This window comes from Serratia sp. JSRIV006, assembly GCF_019968685.1.
Lineage (GTDB): Bacteria > Pseudomonadota > Gammaproteobacteria > Enterobacterales > Enterobacteriaceae > Chania > Chania fonticola_B.
In genome coordinates, this window is record NZ_CP074137.1 from 5,491,654 (window position 1) to 5,506,507 (window position 14,854).

A 14,854-nucleotide genomic window follows, 5' to 3' on the forward strand; every position below is an offset into this window, starting at 1 on the left:
TTAGCCTCCCAGCTTGCTCTTGTCCCGCACTGCGCCTTTATCAGCACTGGTGGCCAGCGTAGCGTAAGCACGTAACGCATAAGATACCTGGCGCTCACGCGCTTTCGGTGTCCAGGCCGCATCACCGCGTGCCAGTTCCGCCTCACGGCGTGCAGCCAGTACGCTCTCCGGCACATCCAGCACCATGCTGCGTTTCGGGATATCGATATCGATCATGTCCCCTTCTTCCACCAGCGCAATCAGGCCGCCGCTGGCCGCTTCCGGCGAAACGTGACCAATGGATAAACCGGAGGTGCCGCCTGAGAAGCGACCATCGGTGATCAGCGCACAGGCCTTGCCCAGCCCCATCGATTTCAGATAGGTGGTTGGGTAGAGCATTTCCTGCATGCCCGGCCCGCCTTTTGGCCCTTCATAGCGGATCACCACTACGTCGCCGGCCACCACTTTACCGCCAAGAATCGCCTCAACGGCCGTATCCTGGCTCTCATAAACTTTGGCTGGCCCACGGAAAGTCAGGTTGTCTTTATCCACGCCAGCGGTTTTAACGATGCTGCCGTCTTCGGCCATGTTGCCATACAGCACCGCCAAGCCCCCTTCCAGACTGAAGGCGTTTTCCAAGGAGCGGATACAGCCATCGGCACGATCGTTGTCCAGCGTGTCCCAACGGCAGTCCTGTGAGAATGCCTGGGTGGTGCGGATGCCCGCCGGACCTGCGCGGAACATTTTCTTCACGGCCTCATCCTGGGTCAGCATGATGTCGTACTTTTCCAGGGTCTCTGGCAGCTTCATCCCCAGGATGTTATCCACATCGCGGTTCATCAGCCCGGCGCGATCCAGCTCGCCAAGAATGGCAAGTACGCCACCGGCACGGTGTACGTCTTCCATGTGGTATTTCTGAGTGCTTGGCGCCACCTTGCACAGGTGTGGCACTTTGCGGGACAGGCGATCGATATCCGCCATGGCGAAGTCTATCTCACCTTCCTGCGCTGCCGCCAACAGGTGCAACACGGTATTGGTGGAGCCCCCCATCGCGATGTCCAGAGTCATCGCATTTTCGAATGCGGCCTTGTTGGCGATGCTGCGTGGCAGTGCACTCTCATCGTCCTGCTCGTAGTAACGCTTGGTCAGTTCGACGATGCGCTTACCGGCGTTCAGGAACAGATCCTTACGATCGGCGTGGGTCGCCAGCAGCGAACCGTTGCCCGGCTGAGACAGGCCCAACGCTTCGGTCAGGCAGTTCATGGAGTTGGCGGTAAACATCCCGGAGCACGAGCCGCAGGTTGGGCAAGCGGAACGCTCGATCTGCGCGCTGTCGGCGTCGCTGACGTTCGGGTTGGCACCCTGGATCATCGCATCGATCAGGTCCAGCTTGATGATTTTGTCGGAAAGCTTGGTTTTACCGGCTTCCATCGGGCCGCCGGAAACGAAGATCACCGGAATATTCAGGCGCAGTGACGCCATCAGCATCCCTGGGGTGATCTTGTCGCAGTTGGAGATACATACCATCGCATCGGCGCAGTGGGCATTCACCATATACTCCACCGAGTCGGCGATCAGCTCGCGCGACGGCAGAGAATAGAGCATGCCGCCGTGGCCCATGGCGATCCCATCATCCACCGCAATGGTGTTGAACTCTTTGGCGACGCCGCCGGAGGCTTCGATCTGTTCTGCAACCAGCTTGCCCAGGTCGCGCAGGTGCACATGGCCCGGCACAAACTGGGTGAAGGAGTTGACCACCGCAATAATCGGTTTGCCGAAATCGTCGTCGGTCATCCCGGTCGCGCGCCATAATGCGCGGGCACCCGCCATGTTGCGGCCGTGGGTGGTGGTGGCGGAACGGTACTTAGGCATGCTCTTCACTCCAAAAATAGTCATTTTACGGACGGCGAACGAACCATCCGTTTAGTGTTGTCTGTCGTTATTGGTTTACCGGATCCAACCAGCCGTACTTGTCTTCGGTTTTGCCGCTGAACAGGCCAAAGAACGCCTGCTGGATCTGCTTGGTAATTGGGCCGCACTTGCCGATCCCTACCTGAATGCCATCCACGCTGCGCACCGGCGTGATTTCCGCCGCGGTGCCGGACATAAACACTTCGTCCGCCAGATACAGAGACTCACGGGAAAGCACTTGCTCGCGCACTTCGAAGCCCATGTCTTTTGCCAGCTTGATGATCGCGTCACGCGTGATACCTGGCAGGGCAGAAGAGGTGAACGGTGGAGTAAACAGTACGCCGTCTTTCACTTCAAACAGGTTCTCGCCTGCGCCTTCAGAGATATAGCCGTGAACGTCTAGCGCGATACCTTCCTGATAGCCGTGGCGGCGTGCTTCGCTGCCCACCAGCAGTGAGGAAAGGTAGTTGCCCCCGGCTTTCGCCGCGGTAGGAATGGTGTTTGGTGCTACACGGTGCCAGGAAGAGACCATCGCATCGATACCTTGATCCAGCGCTTCTTCACCCAGATACGCGCCCCAAGGAAACGCCGCGATAATCACGTCGGTTTTATAGCCTGCCGGTGGGTTAACGCCCATGCCAACATCACCAACAAACACCAAAGGACGAATATACGCGCTGACCAGATTGTTTTTACGCAGCGTAGCACGGCAGGCTTCCATCAGCTCATCGACGCTTTGCGTTACCGGCATGCGGTAAATTTTTGCCGAGTCATGCAGACGCTGCATATGTTCACGGTGGCGGAATACCACCGGGCCTTTATGGGAGTCGTAGCAGCGAACCCCTTCAAATACCGACGTTCCGTAGTGCAGCGCATGCGACATTACGTGAACCTTGGCATCGGCCCAAGGAACCATCTCACCATTGAACCAAATATAATCGGCTTTCTTCGTCATTGTTCTGTTCCTTTTGCGCAATCAGGCGCGTATTTGTTGTGATGATTGTTGCTGGATCTCAACGCTGGAGACATCCATCAGTTTGCTCAACTGAGATGACAGTAAATCCACAGGGCGCTGGCTGGCAACGGTCAATTCAATATTTATATCGTCGCTATTGCTGCCCGAAGCCATATTCATAGCACAGACCTGGAAGCCACGGTGACGAACAACGCGCAATACGCGCTCTAACATTTCAGGGCGGAAGCGGGCCTGGATCGAGAGTTGATGCTGCATCATGATACTTTCTCCAACATGGTTTCGTTGCCTGCGCCCGGCGGCACCAGCGGCCAGACGTTCTCGAGTTCATCAATGGAAACCTGCAGCAGATAAGGCCCTTCGCTGTTAAGCAAGGTATCGAGCGCGTCTGCGACCTGGTCTTTGCGGGTAATACGTTGGCCGGGGATGCCGAAAGCGCTGGCCAATATCAGGAAATCGGGGTTATCGGAGAGGTTGGTTTCGCTGTAACGGCCATCAAAGAACAGTTGCTGCCACTGACGAACCATCCCTAAACGCTGGTTATCCAGTAACACGATTTTCAGCGGTAACTGTTTGCGTTTGATGGTACCCAGCTCCTGCACGTTCATCATGAAGGAACCATCTCCGGACACGCAGATCACCATATCCTCCGGGCGTGCCATCTGCGCACCTACCGCTGCGGGGATACCGAAGCCCATCGTCCCCAACCCGCTGGAGGTGATGAAGTTCTCTGGGCGTTCAAAGCTCATGTGCTGCGCGGTCCACATCTGGTGCTGGCCCACGTCGGTGGTCACCACGGTATTGGCCGGTTTGCGTTCAGACAGTTGCTTGAGCAGCAACGGCGCATAGATCGGTTGGCCCGGGTGGTCGTAACGCCAAGGGTGGGTTTCTTTCAGTTCGGCCACTCGTTGCAGCCAAGGGGTGATCTGCATCGGCTGTTGCAGCGCTGGCAGCAGGGTTCTCAGATCCCCTTGCAGGGCCACATGCGCCTGACGCAGCTTGCTCATTTCCGCCGGGTCGATATCCATGTGGATCACCTTGGCCTGCGGCGCAAAGGCGTTCAGCTTGCCGGTCACCCGATCGTCAAAACGCGCGCCCACGGCTATCAATAAATCACACTCCTGCACGGCGAAGTTGGCAGCTTTGGTGCCATGCATACCCAACATGCCGAGATAATACGGATGGTTGGCATCCGGTGCGCCCAAGCCTTTCAAGGTCGCCACGGTTGGGATCTGCGTCAGCTCGACAAATTCCCGTAATGCCGGGACTGCCTGCGCCATCCCCACGCCACCGCCCACGTACAGCATTGGCTTCTGCGCCTGTGCCAGCAACTGCGTGGCCATAGCCAGCTCCGCCGTAGGATGTTCAAACTGGTCTTCTACCGGCATCAGATGAGGAGGCAAATCGCCCTGCGCCAGTTGGATGTCTTTCGGGATGTCGATCAGTACCGGGCCTGGGCGGCCGCTGGTGGCGATGGCAAAAGCCTCTGCCATGATCCCTGGCAGCGCTTCCAGCGACTCCACCAGGAAACTGTGTTTGGTACAGGCCAGAGACAGGCCAAGAACATCGATCTCCTGAAAAGCATCGGTACCGATAAGCGCAGAGCCTACCTGACCGGTGATCGCAACCACTGGCACCGAGTCCAGCAGCGCATCCGCCAACCCGGTGATCAGGTTGGTCGCGCCGGGGCCAGAGGTGGCGATACAGACGCCAACTTTGCCGCTGGAACGAGCATAGCCAATGGCCGCAATCGCCGCACCCTGCTCATGACGACACAGCAGATGTTCAACTCCGCCGTCATACAACGCATCGTAGACCGGCATGATCGCACCACCGGGATAGCCGAATACCTTGTCTACCCCCTGCGCACGCAACGCTTGAACTACCCACTGAGCACCATTCATGGTTATTTCCCCGCCTTGTTGCGGGAAGTGCAGGATTTTATTCTATTGGTCATTCTCTGCTCCTTGTTCATATTTTCTTGGCATAAAAAAACCCCCGGACCTTTTGGGTGCGGGGGTTATCTTGCGATTCCGGCTTGTTTTCTAAGCCTTTCTTCGTCCAAGTGCAGCCCCGCACGGTGGGATAATAATCACCACCACGCTAATCACGACTAGGCTAATCACTTGGGCTAGGGCTTTCATAATTGGGTTGTTCACTGTGCTCGTTTCGAACTAATGCCTACAGAGTTACCATAGCAGCCGGTAACCTGACAACACTTTTTTTGCGTTATTATTCGGCGCTGCCGGGTCAAAGCTGCAACAAAGTGCATGAAATTCAAACGCTAACACCAGCACCGGGCGCTTTACTTTCCACCGCAATCGCTTTGCCGCGCGTATCCTTGCCGAAATACACCAGCACCGCGATCACGATCGCCACTGTCCCGGCAATCATCGCCATCGCCAGGCCGTAGTTTTGCCCATGATGTTCCGCAATCGTGGCCTGCAAGGTCGCGTTCACTGAGGCAATAAGATTACCCAGCTGATAGACAAACCCCGGCAACACCGCGCGGGTATTCGCTGGCACCAGTTCGTTGAGGTAGGTTGGGATCACACCCCACGCGCCCTGCACCATGAATTGCATCATGAACGCCCCCAGCCCCAGCATCAGCGAACCGCTGGCGAAGGCCCACAGCGGGATCACCGGTAACGCCAGCAGGGCCGCAATAATAATGGCTTTCTTACGGCCAATTTTTTCCGACAGGGCACCAAAGAAAATACCGCCGATAATGGACGCGATATTGTAGCTAATGGCGATGATACTGACGGTTTTAGGATCGAAACCGTGCTGAATTTTCAGGAAGGCCGGATACATATCCTGGGTGCCGTGAGAGAAGAAATTAAACGCCGCCATCAGCAGCACCAGATAGACACACAGCTTCCAATGGCTCTTCAGAACTGGCAGCAGAGCGGTGCTTTCTTTACGAGCCCGTGCCGCCAGCCACACCGGCGACTCTTCCACGCAGAAGTAGATAAACGGCAGCAACAGGATTGGCGCGGCCCCGATCACGAACATGCCACGCCAGCCGACCACTTCAAACAGCAGGCCGTAGGCCACCGCCGCCAACAGATAGCCAAACGGATACCCCGCCTGGAAGATACCGGACATCAGGCCGCGCGAACGATCTGGGATGCTTTCCATCGCCAGCGAAGAGGCCACGCCCCAGATGCCCCCCATCGCCACGCCGTAAAGCACACGCAGCAACAGGAAGACGGTCAAAGAAGGAGCCGCCGCCGACAACAGCTCAAATACCGAGAAAAACACGATATTCAACATCAGGATTGGTTTACGGCCGTACTTTTCCGCCGCACGGCCAAAGATCAGGGCGCCAATCGGGCGCACCGCCAACGTCAGCAGGATCGCCAGGGTGACTTCTTCCATCCCCACCTGAAAAGCCTGAGCTATATCGCTGAGCAGGAAGACCAGCACAAAGAAATCGAAAGCGTCGAGCGTCCAGCTTGAAAAGCTGGCAATTGCCGCATTGCGCTGCAGCGGAGTCCAACCGAACATAGTGTTATCCCTACCGTAGAGTATGAAGTTATCAGGTTTAGCGGCGGCCGCAGCGGGTGCGGTAGCGGTCGGGGCTTTGTTAATGAAGTGATTTTTTATTTTAACCAATTGTTAAATACACCCATTAACCCTGCTGTTGCAACTTGGTTAGCTTGCTAATTTGTTGCAACCTTGTGGTAATTGTTAAGGGGTATTACAGCGAAATGCGTGCCGGCTCGAAAAACACCACTAACCTGATGAAATAAATTACTTTTAATTTTGTAGCACTACGCAAGTTGACGATGAATAGAGCGCAGCTATCGGTCCGTTCCCGCATCATGTTGCCTTCAGCGAGGAGAGCAATATGTCACTGGCGGTAATCTATACCCGTGCCACGATCGGCGTGCAGGCACCTTCGGTCATGGTTGAAGTCCATATCAGCAACGGATTACCCGGCCTCACGCTGGTCGGTCTACCGGAAACCACGGTGAAAGAAGCCCGTGACCGGGTGCGCAGCGCACTGATCAACAACGGCTTCACCTTTCCGGCCAAACGCATCACCGTCAATCTGGCACCCGCCGATTTGCCTAAGGAAGGGGGGCGCTATGATTTACCCATTGCGCTGGCCATTCTGGCGGCCTCAGAACAGTTGCCAGCAGATAAGTTGGCGCACTATGAGTTCCTGGGTGAATTGGCGCTTTCTGGCGCATTGAGGGCGGTGCACGGCGCCATTCCGGCGGCAATAGCGGCTGCCGAGGCCAAACGTGAGCTGATCCTCGCAGCGGCCAACGGCAAAGAGGCAGGGTTGCTTCCCAACAGCACGACCCGAGTTGCGGAACATTTGCTTGAGGTTTGCGCTTTTTTGCAAGGTAAGGGTGAGCTGCCGATCGCCGTAGCGCCCCCTGCGGCCGCCACGTCAACGGAAACTGCCGACCTGCAGGAAGTCATTGGCCAGGAGCAGGCAAAACGAGCGTTGGAAATTGCCGCGGCCGGGGGCCACAACCTATTGCTGCTTGGCCCTCCGGGCACCGGAAAAACCATGCTGGCCAGCCGCCTCAACGGTTTGCTGCCGCCGTTAAGCGATCGGGAGGCGTTGGAAAGCGTGGCCGTTGCCAGCTTATTGCATCACCCTGATGAAACCCTGCCATGGCGACAGCGGCCGTTTCGTGCCCCGCATCACAGCGCTTCGATGGCTGCCCTGGTTGGAGGCGGTTCCTTGCCACGGCCAGGGGAAATCTCCATGGCGCACAACGGCGTGCTATTTCTGGATGAGTTACCGGAATTTGAACGGCGAGTATTGGATGCGCTGCGTGAGCCGCTGGAATCCGGTGAAATCGTCATCTCACGCGCTAGTGCCAAGGTACGCTTCCCAGCCAGGGTGCAGCTGATTGCAGCGATGAACCCCAGCCCAACCGGACACTATCAGGGCATACACAACCGCACGCCACCGCAGCAGATTTTGCGCTACCTCGGCAGGCTCTCTGGCCCCTTCCTCGATCGATTTGATTTGTCGATTGAGGTGCCACTGCTGCCACCAGGCGTACTGGCCAAGCAGCGCCATGCGGGGGAAAGCAGCCAACAGGTACGTCAAAGGGTGCTGGTGGCGCGCGAGCGGCAGCTGGCACGTGCAGGTAAAGTGAATGCGCTGTTGAGTAACCGCGAGGTGGATCGGGATTGCCATTTACCTGCAGCGGAAGCGGAGTTTTTAGAAAGAACGCTGAGCCAACTGGGATTATCGGTTCGAGCCTGGCATCGCATCCTGAAAGTGGCACGCACACTGGCCGATTTGACGGGGGAACAACAGATTGATAAACGCCATCTCAGCGAAGCGCTCAGCTATCGCAGTATGGATCGCCTGCTGCTGCAGTTACACCGCAGCCTGGAATAAAAAATGGGGCCGAATGGCCCCATGATGATCAATCGTCGCTTTCAGTGTAGTCTTCTACCGCATCAGCCTGCGGCTTGCCACCTGACAACGTATGGAATTTTTTCGGGCGGCGGGTGCGCGCCAGATATTTAGACCATACTTTTTCTTGCTCGGTTACCGGTTCACGCTCACCGCGACACACTGCAACGAACAACTGTTCTTCTTCAGTGGCTGGCTGGCGTTTGCCGGCATCCAACTCGTTGAACGCATACCCGAAACGCTCTAGCAATTGCGCTTCTTTAATGGTGAAATCGCCGTGACGGGAGAACCCGCGAGGATAGTTTTTATTATCAAAAAAACGACTGTTGGTGGTGAAGCTATCCGCCATCTGACACGCTCCTAATTCTCTCATGGCCGTGCTGTTTATGGCGCGGAGTATTAGATAGGCTTGACATCGTGTAAAACAAAACATTTAAATCTTAACGATAAAAAATTTTGGAGATTGGTGTGGACACCGAATTACTGAAAACCTTTTTGGAGGTCAGTAGAACGCGACACTTTGGCCGCGCAGCGGAATCCCTGTACTTAACGCAGTCTGCGGTGAGTTTCCGTATCCGTCAGCTTGAAACTCAATTAGGGGCGAATTTATTCACCCGCCACCGCAACAACATCCGCCTGACACCAGCAGGAGAGCGGCTGTTGCCCTATGCCGAGAGCCTGATGAACACTTGGCAGTTAGCAAAGAAAGAGGTGGTGCGATCGCTACAGCACAGCGAACTTTCGATCGGCGCCACCGCGTCGCTATGGGAAGCTTACCTCACGCCCTGGCTGCAATCTCTCTACCAGCAGCGGGAGGCCTTGCAGCTCGAAGCCAGGGTGGCTCTGCGCCATTCTTTGGTGAAACAGCTACATGAAAGACAGCTCGATTTGCTAATCACCACCGAACCGCCAAAGATGGATGAGCTGGCCAGCCAGCTGTTGGGTAACTTCTCGCTACGCCTGTTTTCCTCATCGCTACGCGATAAATCCGCCCCCATGCCTTACATCAAACTGGAATGGGGTGCCGATTTTCACCAACAGGAAGCCCGCATGCTTGAGGGCGACAGCATGCCCGTGTTGACCACCACTTCGGCACATCTGACGCGTCAATTGCTGGAAACAACCGGTGGCTGTGCATTTCTCCCCAGCCAGTGGGAAAAAGAGTACCCTCAGTTGATCGCCGTTGCTGACGCCCAGCCGATCATCCGCCCGCTTTATGCCGTCTGGCTGCAAAACAGCGACCAGCAGCCGTTAATCCGCCAACTGCTGAAAATACCTTTAAATACCGCAACCTGAGCCGCTATGACGGCTTCAGGCGTGGATGGCGGGGTTTTGCCCGTCTGGTCTGCCAAAAGGCGCTCATCGCCTTCTGGAGGCCGATAAAGCAGAACAGCAGGATGCCGATGACGATTTTGGTCCACCAGGAGCTGAGCGAGCCATCGAAAGTGATATAACTCTGGATTAGGCCCTGGATCAGCACGCCAAACAGGGTACCCAAGATGGTGCCGACACCACCGGTCAGCAACGTTCCCCCAATGACGACCGCCGCAATGGCATCCAGTTCGACACCGCTGGCAGCTAGAGCGTAACCGGCGGAAGTGTATAGCGAGAAAATTATGCCAGAGAGGGCTGCCAGCGTACTGGAAAGCATGTAAATCTGGATGGTGGTACGCCTTACCGGCACCCCCATCAAGGCAGCGGAGACCGGATTGCCGCCAATGGCATAGACGTTATGGCCAAAACGGGTGCGATGCGCCAGGATCATGCCAATCGCCACAACCAGCAGCATCACCAGCGCCAATAAGGTAAATCGGCCACCACCGGGGACTTTCCAGGCATAGTTTGCCAGCGTGGCATACAGCGGGTGATCGATCGGCAAAGACTCTTCTGACACGATAAAACTCATGCCGCGCACGAAGAACATCCCCGCGAGCGTGATGATAAATGCAGGTAATTTCAGCACGTCAATGATCCAACCCATCAGCGCACCAAACGAGGCCCCCATCAGCAAGGCAATGACAAATGCATAACCTGGAGCTATACCATAAGTGCCAATCAGCTTGGCCAGCAGTACGCCGGTAAAGGCGATCACTGAGCCCACCGAAAGATCGATACCCCCTGAAAGGATCACAAAGGTCATGCCCACGGCCACAATGCCGAGAAAGGCGTTGTCGGTCAGCAGATCGCACCAGACGCGGGTGGAAGCGAAGCTGGGGAATTGGCTAAGGCAAAAGGCATAGCCCAGCAGGAAAACCGCGATAGTGATCAATAGGGGAAGGTTACGTTTCATCATGATTTCCGTCTCCGCCACAGCCGCTGTAATGACACACTGGGGGATTGCACCAGCAACACGGCTAATACCACCACCGCTTTCAACACCAGGTTAAACTCCGGTTTATAGCCCGAAAGCAGAATTCCAGTATTCATGCCCTGAATGATTAGCGCCCCCACCACCGAGAGCAACAGATTAAAACGCCCGCCCAGCAGTGACCCACCACCAATCACCACGGCCAGGATCGCATCCAGTTCGAGCCACAGGCCCGCATTGTTGGCATCCGCACCACGGATATCCGCCGTGACGATAACCCCTGCCACCGCCGCGCACAGGCCGCAAATGATATACACCGCAATAATCACCCAGCGAGTACTGACGCCAGCATTACGTGCCGAGCGCAAATTGATACCGACCGCCTCAATAAACAGCCCCAAAGCGGTTTTGCGTGTCAGTAACCAAATCAGCAGCAGCATGATGGCAGCAATGATCACCGGCATCGGCAGATACATCAGCGAACCACTGCCGAGCTTGGCTAATCCTTCACTTTCAAAGGTGACGATTTGCCCTTCGGTAATCAACTGCGCGATACCGCGCCCGGCCACCATCAGCATCAAGGTGGCGACGATCGGCTGGATTTGCAGCACCGCCACCAGGAAACCGTTCCACAGGCCACACAGTGCCCCAACCGCTAATGCGGCCCCCAGGATGTAAGCTAATGGGTAGCCAGCGCTAGTCATGGTGGCAGCGGTCGCCCCGGCAATCGCCATCACCGCACCGACGGAGAGATCGATCCCACCGGTAGCGATCACTAGCGTCATACCCAAGGCAAGCAGCGCAACGGGGGCACCGCGATTAAAAATATCAATCACGCTGCCGAACAGGCGGCCATCCTGGATATGAATTGAAAAGAAATGGGGGGCGACCAGGCTATCGATAAGCAAAATCACCGCCAGCGCCCCCAGCTGCGTCGCTCCGGCGGGCATTACCCACCTTACTTTGCGCGGTCCACCGGTCATGGGAAAACTCCTGTGGTTCATGCTGCCCCCTGTTGCACGGCAATGGCCTGCATAATGGCGGGAACCGTAATGGCATCATGCTCAAGCTGCGCCACATGTTTTCTATCGCGTAATACCACGATGCGATCGGCATAGCCTGCCAGCTCCTCCAGTTCGGAGGAGATCACCAGCAGCGCCAACCCTTCATCACAGAGCCGTTCAATCAGGCGGATAATTTCCGCATGGGCTCCTACGTCAATGCCACGGGTTGGCTCATCCAGGATCAGGAAACGGGGTTTAGTCGCCAGCCAGCGGGAAAGCAGCACCTTCTGCTGGTTACCGCCGGAAAGGTACTGGATTTGCTGCTCCAGCCCCGGTGTGCGGATCCCCAGCAGTTTGATGAAATCCTCCGCAATTCGGGTTTGCTCACGCAAAGGGATAGGCCGTAACCAGCCACGCTGCGCCTGCAATGCCAGAATGATGTTTTCCCTTACCGTGGCCGCGCCGACAATACCGTCGGTCTTACGATCTTCTGGGCAATAGCCAAATCCCAGGCTGGCCGCTTTACGGGGGGTAGGGATCGCCACCATTTTGCCCTCAACCTTCGCTGTACCTTTATCCCGAGCCTTAATGCCGAAGATCAGTTGTGCCGTCTCAGTACGCCCCGATCCCAATAAACCAGCCAGACCAACTATTTCTCCAGGCCGGATCGCCAGATCAAAGGGCTCAACCATGCCGCGTCGGCCATAACCGCTAAACTCCACTAACGGCGGAGCCTGCACGGCCTGATGTTCGCTGCGTTTGAGCAACGTCTCATCAAAACTGTGGCCAAGCATCATCTGTACCAACTCGAGCCGTGGCAACTCGGCGGTGACACGGGTCCCGACCAGCTTGCCGTTACGCAACACAGTAATACGATCGCTGATGCGGTAAACCTGTTCGAGAAAATGGGTGACGAAGATCATCCCCATTCCCTGAGATCGCAGCTGGCTAAGAATATCCAGCAGCATGGTGACTTCCTTGGCATCCAGGCTGGCGGTGGGTTCATCTAGGATAAGCACCTTGGCGGAGAGATCGACGGCGCGAGCAATCGCGACAATTTGCTGAATGGCGATAGAGTAGTTACCCAGCGGCTGGCTGACATCCAGCGGTAATCCATACCCTTCCAGCAGCTTACGGGCATTACGCAACAGGGTTTTTTGATCGATTAGGCCAAAGCGGGTGGGTTCGCGTCCGATAAACAGATTGGCGGCCACCGAGATATTAGGCAGCAGGTTAACTTCCTGATAGACGGTGCCAATCCCCAACGATTGCGCCTGGGCCGTATTCTGTGGCGCAATCGCGGTGCCTTCTAGCCAGACCTCACCGGCGGAGCGTTGGTAAACACCGGTTAATGCCTTAATCAGCGTGGACTTACCCGCGCCGTTTTCCCCAAGAAGCGCCACCACCTCACCGCGTTGTAGTGTGAAATCAACCTGATCCAGCGCTTTTACACCTGGAAACTCCACGGATAACCCGCTTATTGCCAATAATGCTGCCTGAGGTGTGGCCATTATCTGCTCCGCCTGTTAACGATCAATATCCCATGCTTTTCTTCATATCGTATTCCTGTCTGGCCGTTTCAGGCTGCAGCAGTTTCGACTCGGTCTGGATAAATTTCTGTGGCTGTGTGCCGTCTTTTTTCAATGCAATCAAGGCATCAAACGCAGGTCCTGCCATATTTGGCGTCAGTTCAACCGTGGCGTTGGCTTCCCCTTCCATCATTGCTTTAAAGATATCCGGCACGCCGTCGATGGAAACAACCTTGATCTGTGAGCCCGGTTTGAGGCCAGCTTCTTTGATCGCCTGGATGGCACCAATGGCCATATCGTCGTTATGTGCATAGACGGCGCAGATGTTTTTGCCGTTCTGTTCAGCCTTGATAAAGCTTTCCATCACTTCTTTACCCTTGCTGCGAGTAAAGTCACCGGACTGCGAACGGATGATTTTGACGTTGTCGGCAGAGGCAATACCATCCGCAAAGCCTTTCTTGCGGTTAATGGCCACGCTGGCCCCAACGGTGCCTTGCAGTTCCACCACGTTACAGGGCTTGCCCGCAACGGCTTTCACTAGCCATTCGCCTGCGACTTTTCCTTCATGGACGCTGTCAGAGGCGACGGCTGCGGTATACAGCGAGGGATCGTTCACTTCGATCATGCGATCCAGCAGGAAGACCGGAATTTTGGCCTCTTTCGCTTCCTGCAATACCGGAGTCCAACCGGTGGCCACCACCGGCGCAATGAAGATGGCGTCAACGCCCTGAGCAATAAAGGATCTCACCGCCTTGATCTGGTTTTCCTGCTTTTGCTGTGCATCGGCGATTTTCAGCGTAATACCCCGTTTTTCCGCCTCCTGTTTCGCCACTTTGGTTTCTGCCGAACGCCATCCTGATTCAGAACCAATCTGAGAAAAGCCGACAACCAAGGGGGCAGCCTGCGCCGCTCCCATCAACACGCCGCTTACGGCGGCCGCTAACAGTAAACGCTTAACCATGTTTTTCTCCTCGCTCTGCCTGAATCGATCAGACAGAGATGGCTGTGGGTATATTCGCTTTCATCGAGTGTGCCCAACAAACTCGTGGGGCTTATAAGGTGTAGTTGAAATACAGACAGGAATGATGAGCGATATCACAGCGCGGGATTACAACCATTTTGTACATAGATACAGCTAGAAATGTCTAAATTGGGAACGATTTCGGCGGGAATTTTGTACGCGCTAGCGGCAGGAATGGCAATTTTAGGCGAGTAGAAAGCAAAAAAAACCCTTCGCTTTCGCAAAGGGTTTCTAATATGGCAGGGGCGGAGAGACTCGAACTCGCGACACCCGGTTTTGGAGACCGGTGCTCTACCAACTGAGCTACGCCCCTAAATTACGCTTAACATTATGCCTGCTAAAGTTAGCAGGCATAATTTAAATAAGTGGCGGAACGGACGGGGCTCGAACCCGCGACCCCCTGCGTGACAGGCAGGTATTCTAACCAACTGAACTACCGCTCCACCGATTCTTTTACGTCGCATCTTTCGATGCTGGCAAAACCACCTGGGTGATTTCGCGCATTACCAGGTGTCATACTGATAACGTTTATTTGATGCCTGGCAGTGTCCTACTCTCGCATGGGGAGACCCCACACTACCATCGGCGCTACGGCGTTTCACTTCTGAGTTCGGCATGGGGTCAGGTGGGACCACCGCGCTATTGCCGCCAGGCAAATTCTGTTTCATTCTTGGCCGTTACTTTCGTAACCACCAGAACCAATCTCGGAACTTCGCTGAAAATTGTCGTCTACT

Annotated in this window: 13 protein-coding genes, 2 tRNA genes and 1 rRNA gene; 2 read left to right on the top strand and 14 right to left on the bottom strand. The window is 55.7% G+C overall.

The genetic code is table 11. The features are described from left to right. From ilvD to KGP16_RS25435, 6 genes are all read right to left on the bottom strand, one after another. Window positions 1-1,851, bottom strand: a complete 1,851-nt coding sequence (ilvD, locus tag KGP16_RS25410) for a dihydroxy-acid dehydratase (RefSeq protein WP_021181822.1) — start codon at window positions 1,849-1,851, stop codon at window positions 1-3. Between the two features lie 67 nt (window positions 1,852-1,918). Then, window positions 1,919-2,845, bottom strand: coding sequence for a branched-chain-amino-acid transaminase (ilvE, locus tag KGP16_RS25415; protein WP_021181823.1), 927 nt, complete (start codon window positions 2,843-2,845; stop codon window positions 1,919-1,921). A gap of 21 nt (window positions 2,846-2,866) precedes the next feature. Further along, the gene (gene ilvM / locus KGP16_RS25420; RefSeq protein WP_021181824.1) at window positions 2,867-3,124 is read right to left on the bottom strand and encodes an acetolactate synthase 2 small subunit; all 258 of its coding nucleotides are present in this window, start codon (window positions 3,122-3,124) and stop codon (window positions 2,867-2,869) included. Beyond that, window positions 3,121-4,767: an acetolactate synthase 2 catalytic subunit gene (ilvG, locus tag KGP16_RS25425; protein ID WP_218520155.1), complete on the bottom strand. Its 1,647-nt coding sequence runs from the start codon at window positions 4,765-4,767 to the stop codon at window positions 3,121-3,123. The genes ilvM and ilvG overlap by 4 nt, the downstream gene beginning before the upstream one ends. 141 nt (window positions 4,768-4,908) lie before the next feature. Next, complete coding sequence (gene ilvL, locus KGP16_RS25430) at window positions 4,909-5,007, bottom strand: ilv operon leader peptide (protein ID WP_071681478.1); 99 nt, start codon at window positions 5,005-5,007, stop codon at window positions 4,909-4,911. Between the two features lie 133 nt (window positions 5,008-5,140). Next, window positions 5,141-6,373 (bottom strand): MFS transporter, encoded by a 1,233-nt coding sequence (locus tag KGP16_RS25435; RefSeq protein WP_021807367.1) that lies wholly within the window; start codon window positions 6,371-6,373, stop codon window positions 5,141-5,143. A 343-nt stretch (window positions 6,374-6,716) separates the two neighbouring features. On the opposite strand from KGP16_RS25435, the gene KGP16_RS25440 reads away from it, so the two are divergent. Beyond that, window positions 6,717-8,240, top strand: a complete 1,524-nt coding sequence (locus KGP16_RS25440; protein ID WP_094982438.1) for a YifB family Mg chelatase-like AAA ATPase — start codon at window positions 6,717-6,719, stop codon at window positions 8,238-8,240. 28 nt (window positions 8,241-8,268) lie between these two features. Here KGP16_RS25440 and KGP16_RS25445 read toward each other — a convergent pair whose 3' ends face one another. Then, complete coding sequence (locus tag KGP16_RS25445) at window positions 8,269-8,607, bottom strand: DUF413 domain-containing protein (RefSeq protein WP_021181829.1); 339 nt, start codon at window positions 8,605-8,607, stop codon at window positions 8,269-8,271. Between the two features lie 119 nt (window positions 8,608-8,726). Here KGP16_RS25445 and hdfR point away from each other — a divergent pair, with 119 nt between their 5' ends. Further along, entirely contained in the window at window positions 8,727-9,554 is an 828-nt protein-coding gene (gene hdfR, locus KGP16_RS25450) for an HTH-type transcriptional regulator HdfR (protein WP_021807365.1), read from the top strand. A gap of 4 nt (window positions 9,555-9,558) precedes the next feature. Here the strand turns inward: hdfR and yjfF are convergent, their stop codons facing one another. The 7 genes from yjfF to rrf form a co-directional block, all read right to left on the bottom strand. Continuing rightward, a complete protein-coding gene (gene yjfF / locus KGP16_RS25455) occupies window positions 9,559-10,551 on the bottom strand; it encodes a galactofuranose ABC transporter, permease protein YjfF (RefSeq protein ID WP_037376500.1) in 993 nt (330 codons plus the stop codon). Further along, a complete protein-coding gene (ytfT, locus tag KGP16_RS25460; RefSeq protein ID WP_037376499.1) occupies window positions 10,548-11,549 on the bottom strand; it encodes a galactofuranose ABC transporter, ATP-binding protein YtfT in 1,002 nt (333 codons plus the stop codon). The genes yjfF and ytfT overlap by 4 nt, the downstream gene beginning before the upstream one ends. Window positions 11,550-11,566: 17 nt before the next feature. Then, on the bottom strand, window positions 11,567-13,081 hold the full coding sequence (ytfR, locus tag KGP16_RS25465) for a galactofuranose ABC transporter, ATP-binding protein YtfR (RefSeq protein ID WP_223500525.1): 1,515 nt from the start codon (window positions 13,079-13,081) through the stop codon (window positions 11,567-11,569). Between the two features lie 22 nt (window positions 13,082-13,103). After that, window positions 13,104-14,060: a galactofuranose ABC transporter, galactofuranose-binding protein YtfQ gene (ytfQ, locus tag KGP16_RS25470; RefSeq protein WP_021807362.1), complete on the bottom strand. Its 957-nt coding sequence runs from the start codon at window positions 14,058-14,060 to the stop codon at window positions 13,104-13,106. Window positions 14,061-14,357: 297 nt separating this feature from the next. Next, window positions 14,358-14,433: transfer RNA gene (locus KGP16_RS25475), tRNA-Trp, on the bottom strand. A gap of 53 nt (window positions 14,434-14,486) precedes the next feature. Beyond that, window positions 14,487-14,563, bottom strand: a tRNA-Asp gene (locus KGP16_RS25480). Between the two features lie 94 nt (window positions 14,564-14,657). Beyond that, window positions 14,658-14,773, bottom strand: a 5S ribosomal RNA gene (gene rrf / locus KGP16_RS25485). Window positions 14,774-14,854 lie beyond the last annotated feature (81 nt).

What these genes read in the sequence shown, in the direction of transcription:
- ilvD (WP_021181822.1), bottom strand. Translation starts at nt 1,851, where the DNA reads ATGCCTAAGTACCGTTCCGCCACCACCACCCACGGCCGCAACATGGCG.
- ilvE (WP_021181823.1), bottom strand. Translation starts at nt 2,845, where the DNA reads ATGACGAAGAAAGCCGATTATATTTGGTTCAATGGTGAGATGGTTCCT.
- ilvM (WP_021181824.1), bottom strand. Translation starts at nt 3,124, where the DNA reads ATGATGCAGCATCAACTCTCGATCCAGGCCCGCTTCCGCCCTGAAATG.
- ilvG (WP_218520155.1), bottom strand. Translation starts at nt 4,767, where the DNA reads ATGAATGGTGCTCAGTGGGTAGTTCAAGCGTTGCGTGCGCAGGGGGTA.
- ilvL (WP_071681478.1), bottom strand. Translation starts at nt 5,007, where the DNA reads ATGAAAGCCCTAGCCCAAGTGATTAGCCTAGTCGTGATTAGCGTGGTG.
- KGP16_RS25435 (WP_021807367.1), bottom strand. Translation starts at nt 6,373, where the DNA reads ATGTTCGGTTGGACTCCGCTGCAGCGCAATGCGGCAATTGCCAGCTTT.
- KGP16_RS25440 (WP_094982438.1), top strand. Translation starts at nt 6,717, where the DNA reads ATGTCACTGGCGGTAATCTATACCCGTGCCACGATCGGCGTGCAGGCA.
- KGP16_RS25445 (WP_021181829.1), bottom strand. Translation starts at nt 8,607, where the DNA reads ATGGCGGATAGCTTCACCACCAACAGTCGTTTTTTTGATAATAAAAAC.
- yjfF (WP_037376500.1), bottom strand. Translation starts at nt 10,551, where the DNA reads ATGATGAAACGTAACCTTCCCCTATTGATCACTATCGCGGTTTTCCTG.
- ytfT (WP_037376499.1), bottom strand. Translation starts at nt 11,549, where the DNA reads ATGACCGGTGGACCGCGCAAAGTAAGGTGGGTAATGCCCGCCGGAGCG.
- ytfR (WP_223500525.1), bottom strand. Translation starts at nt 13,081, where the DNA reads ATGGCCACACCTCAGGCAGCATTATTGGCAATAAGCGGGTTATCCGTG.
- ytfQ (WP_021807362.1), bottom strand. Translation starts at nt 14,060, where the DNA reads ATGGTTAAGCGTTTACTGTTAGCGGCCGCCGTAAGCGGCGTGTTGATG.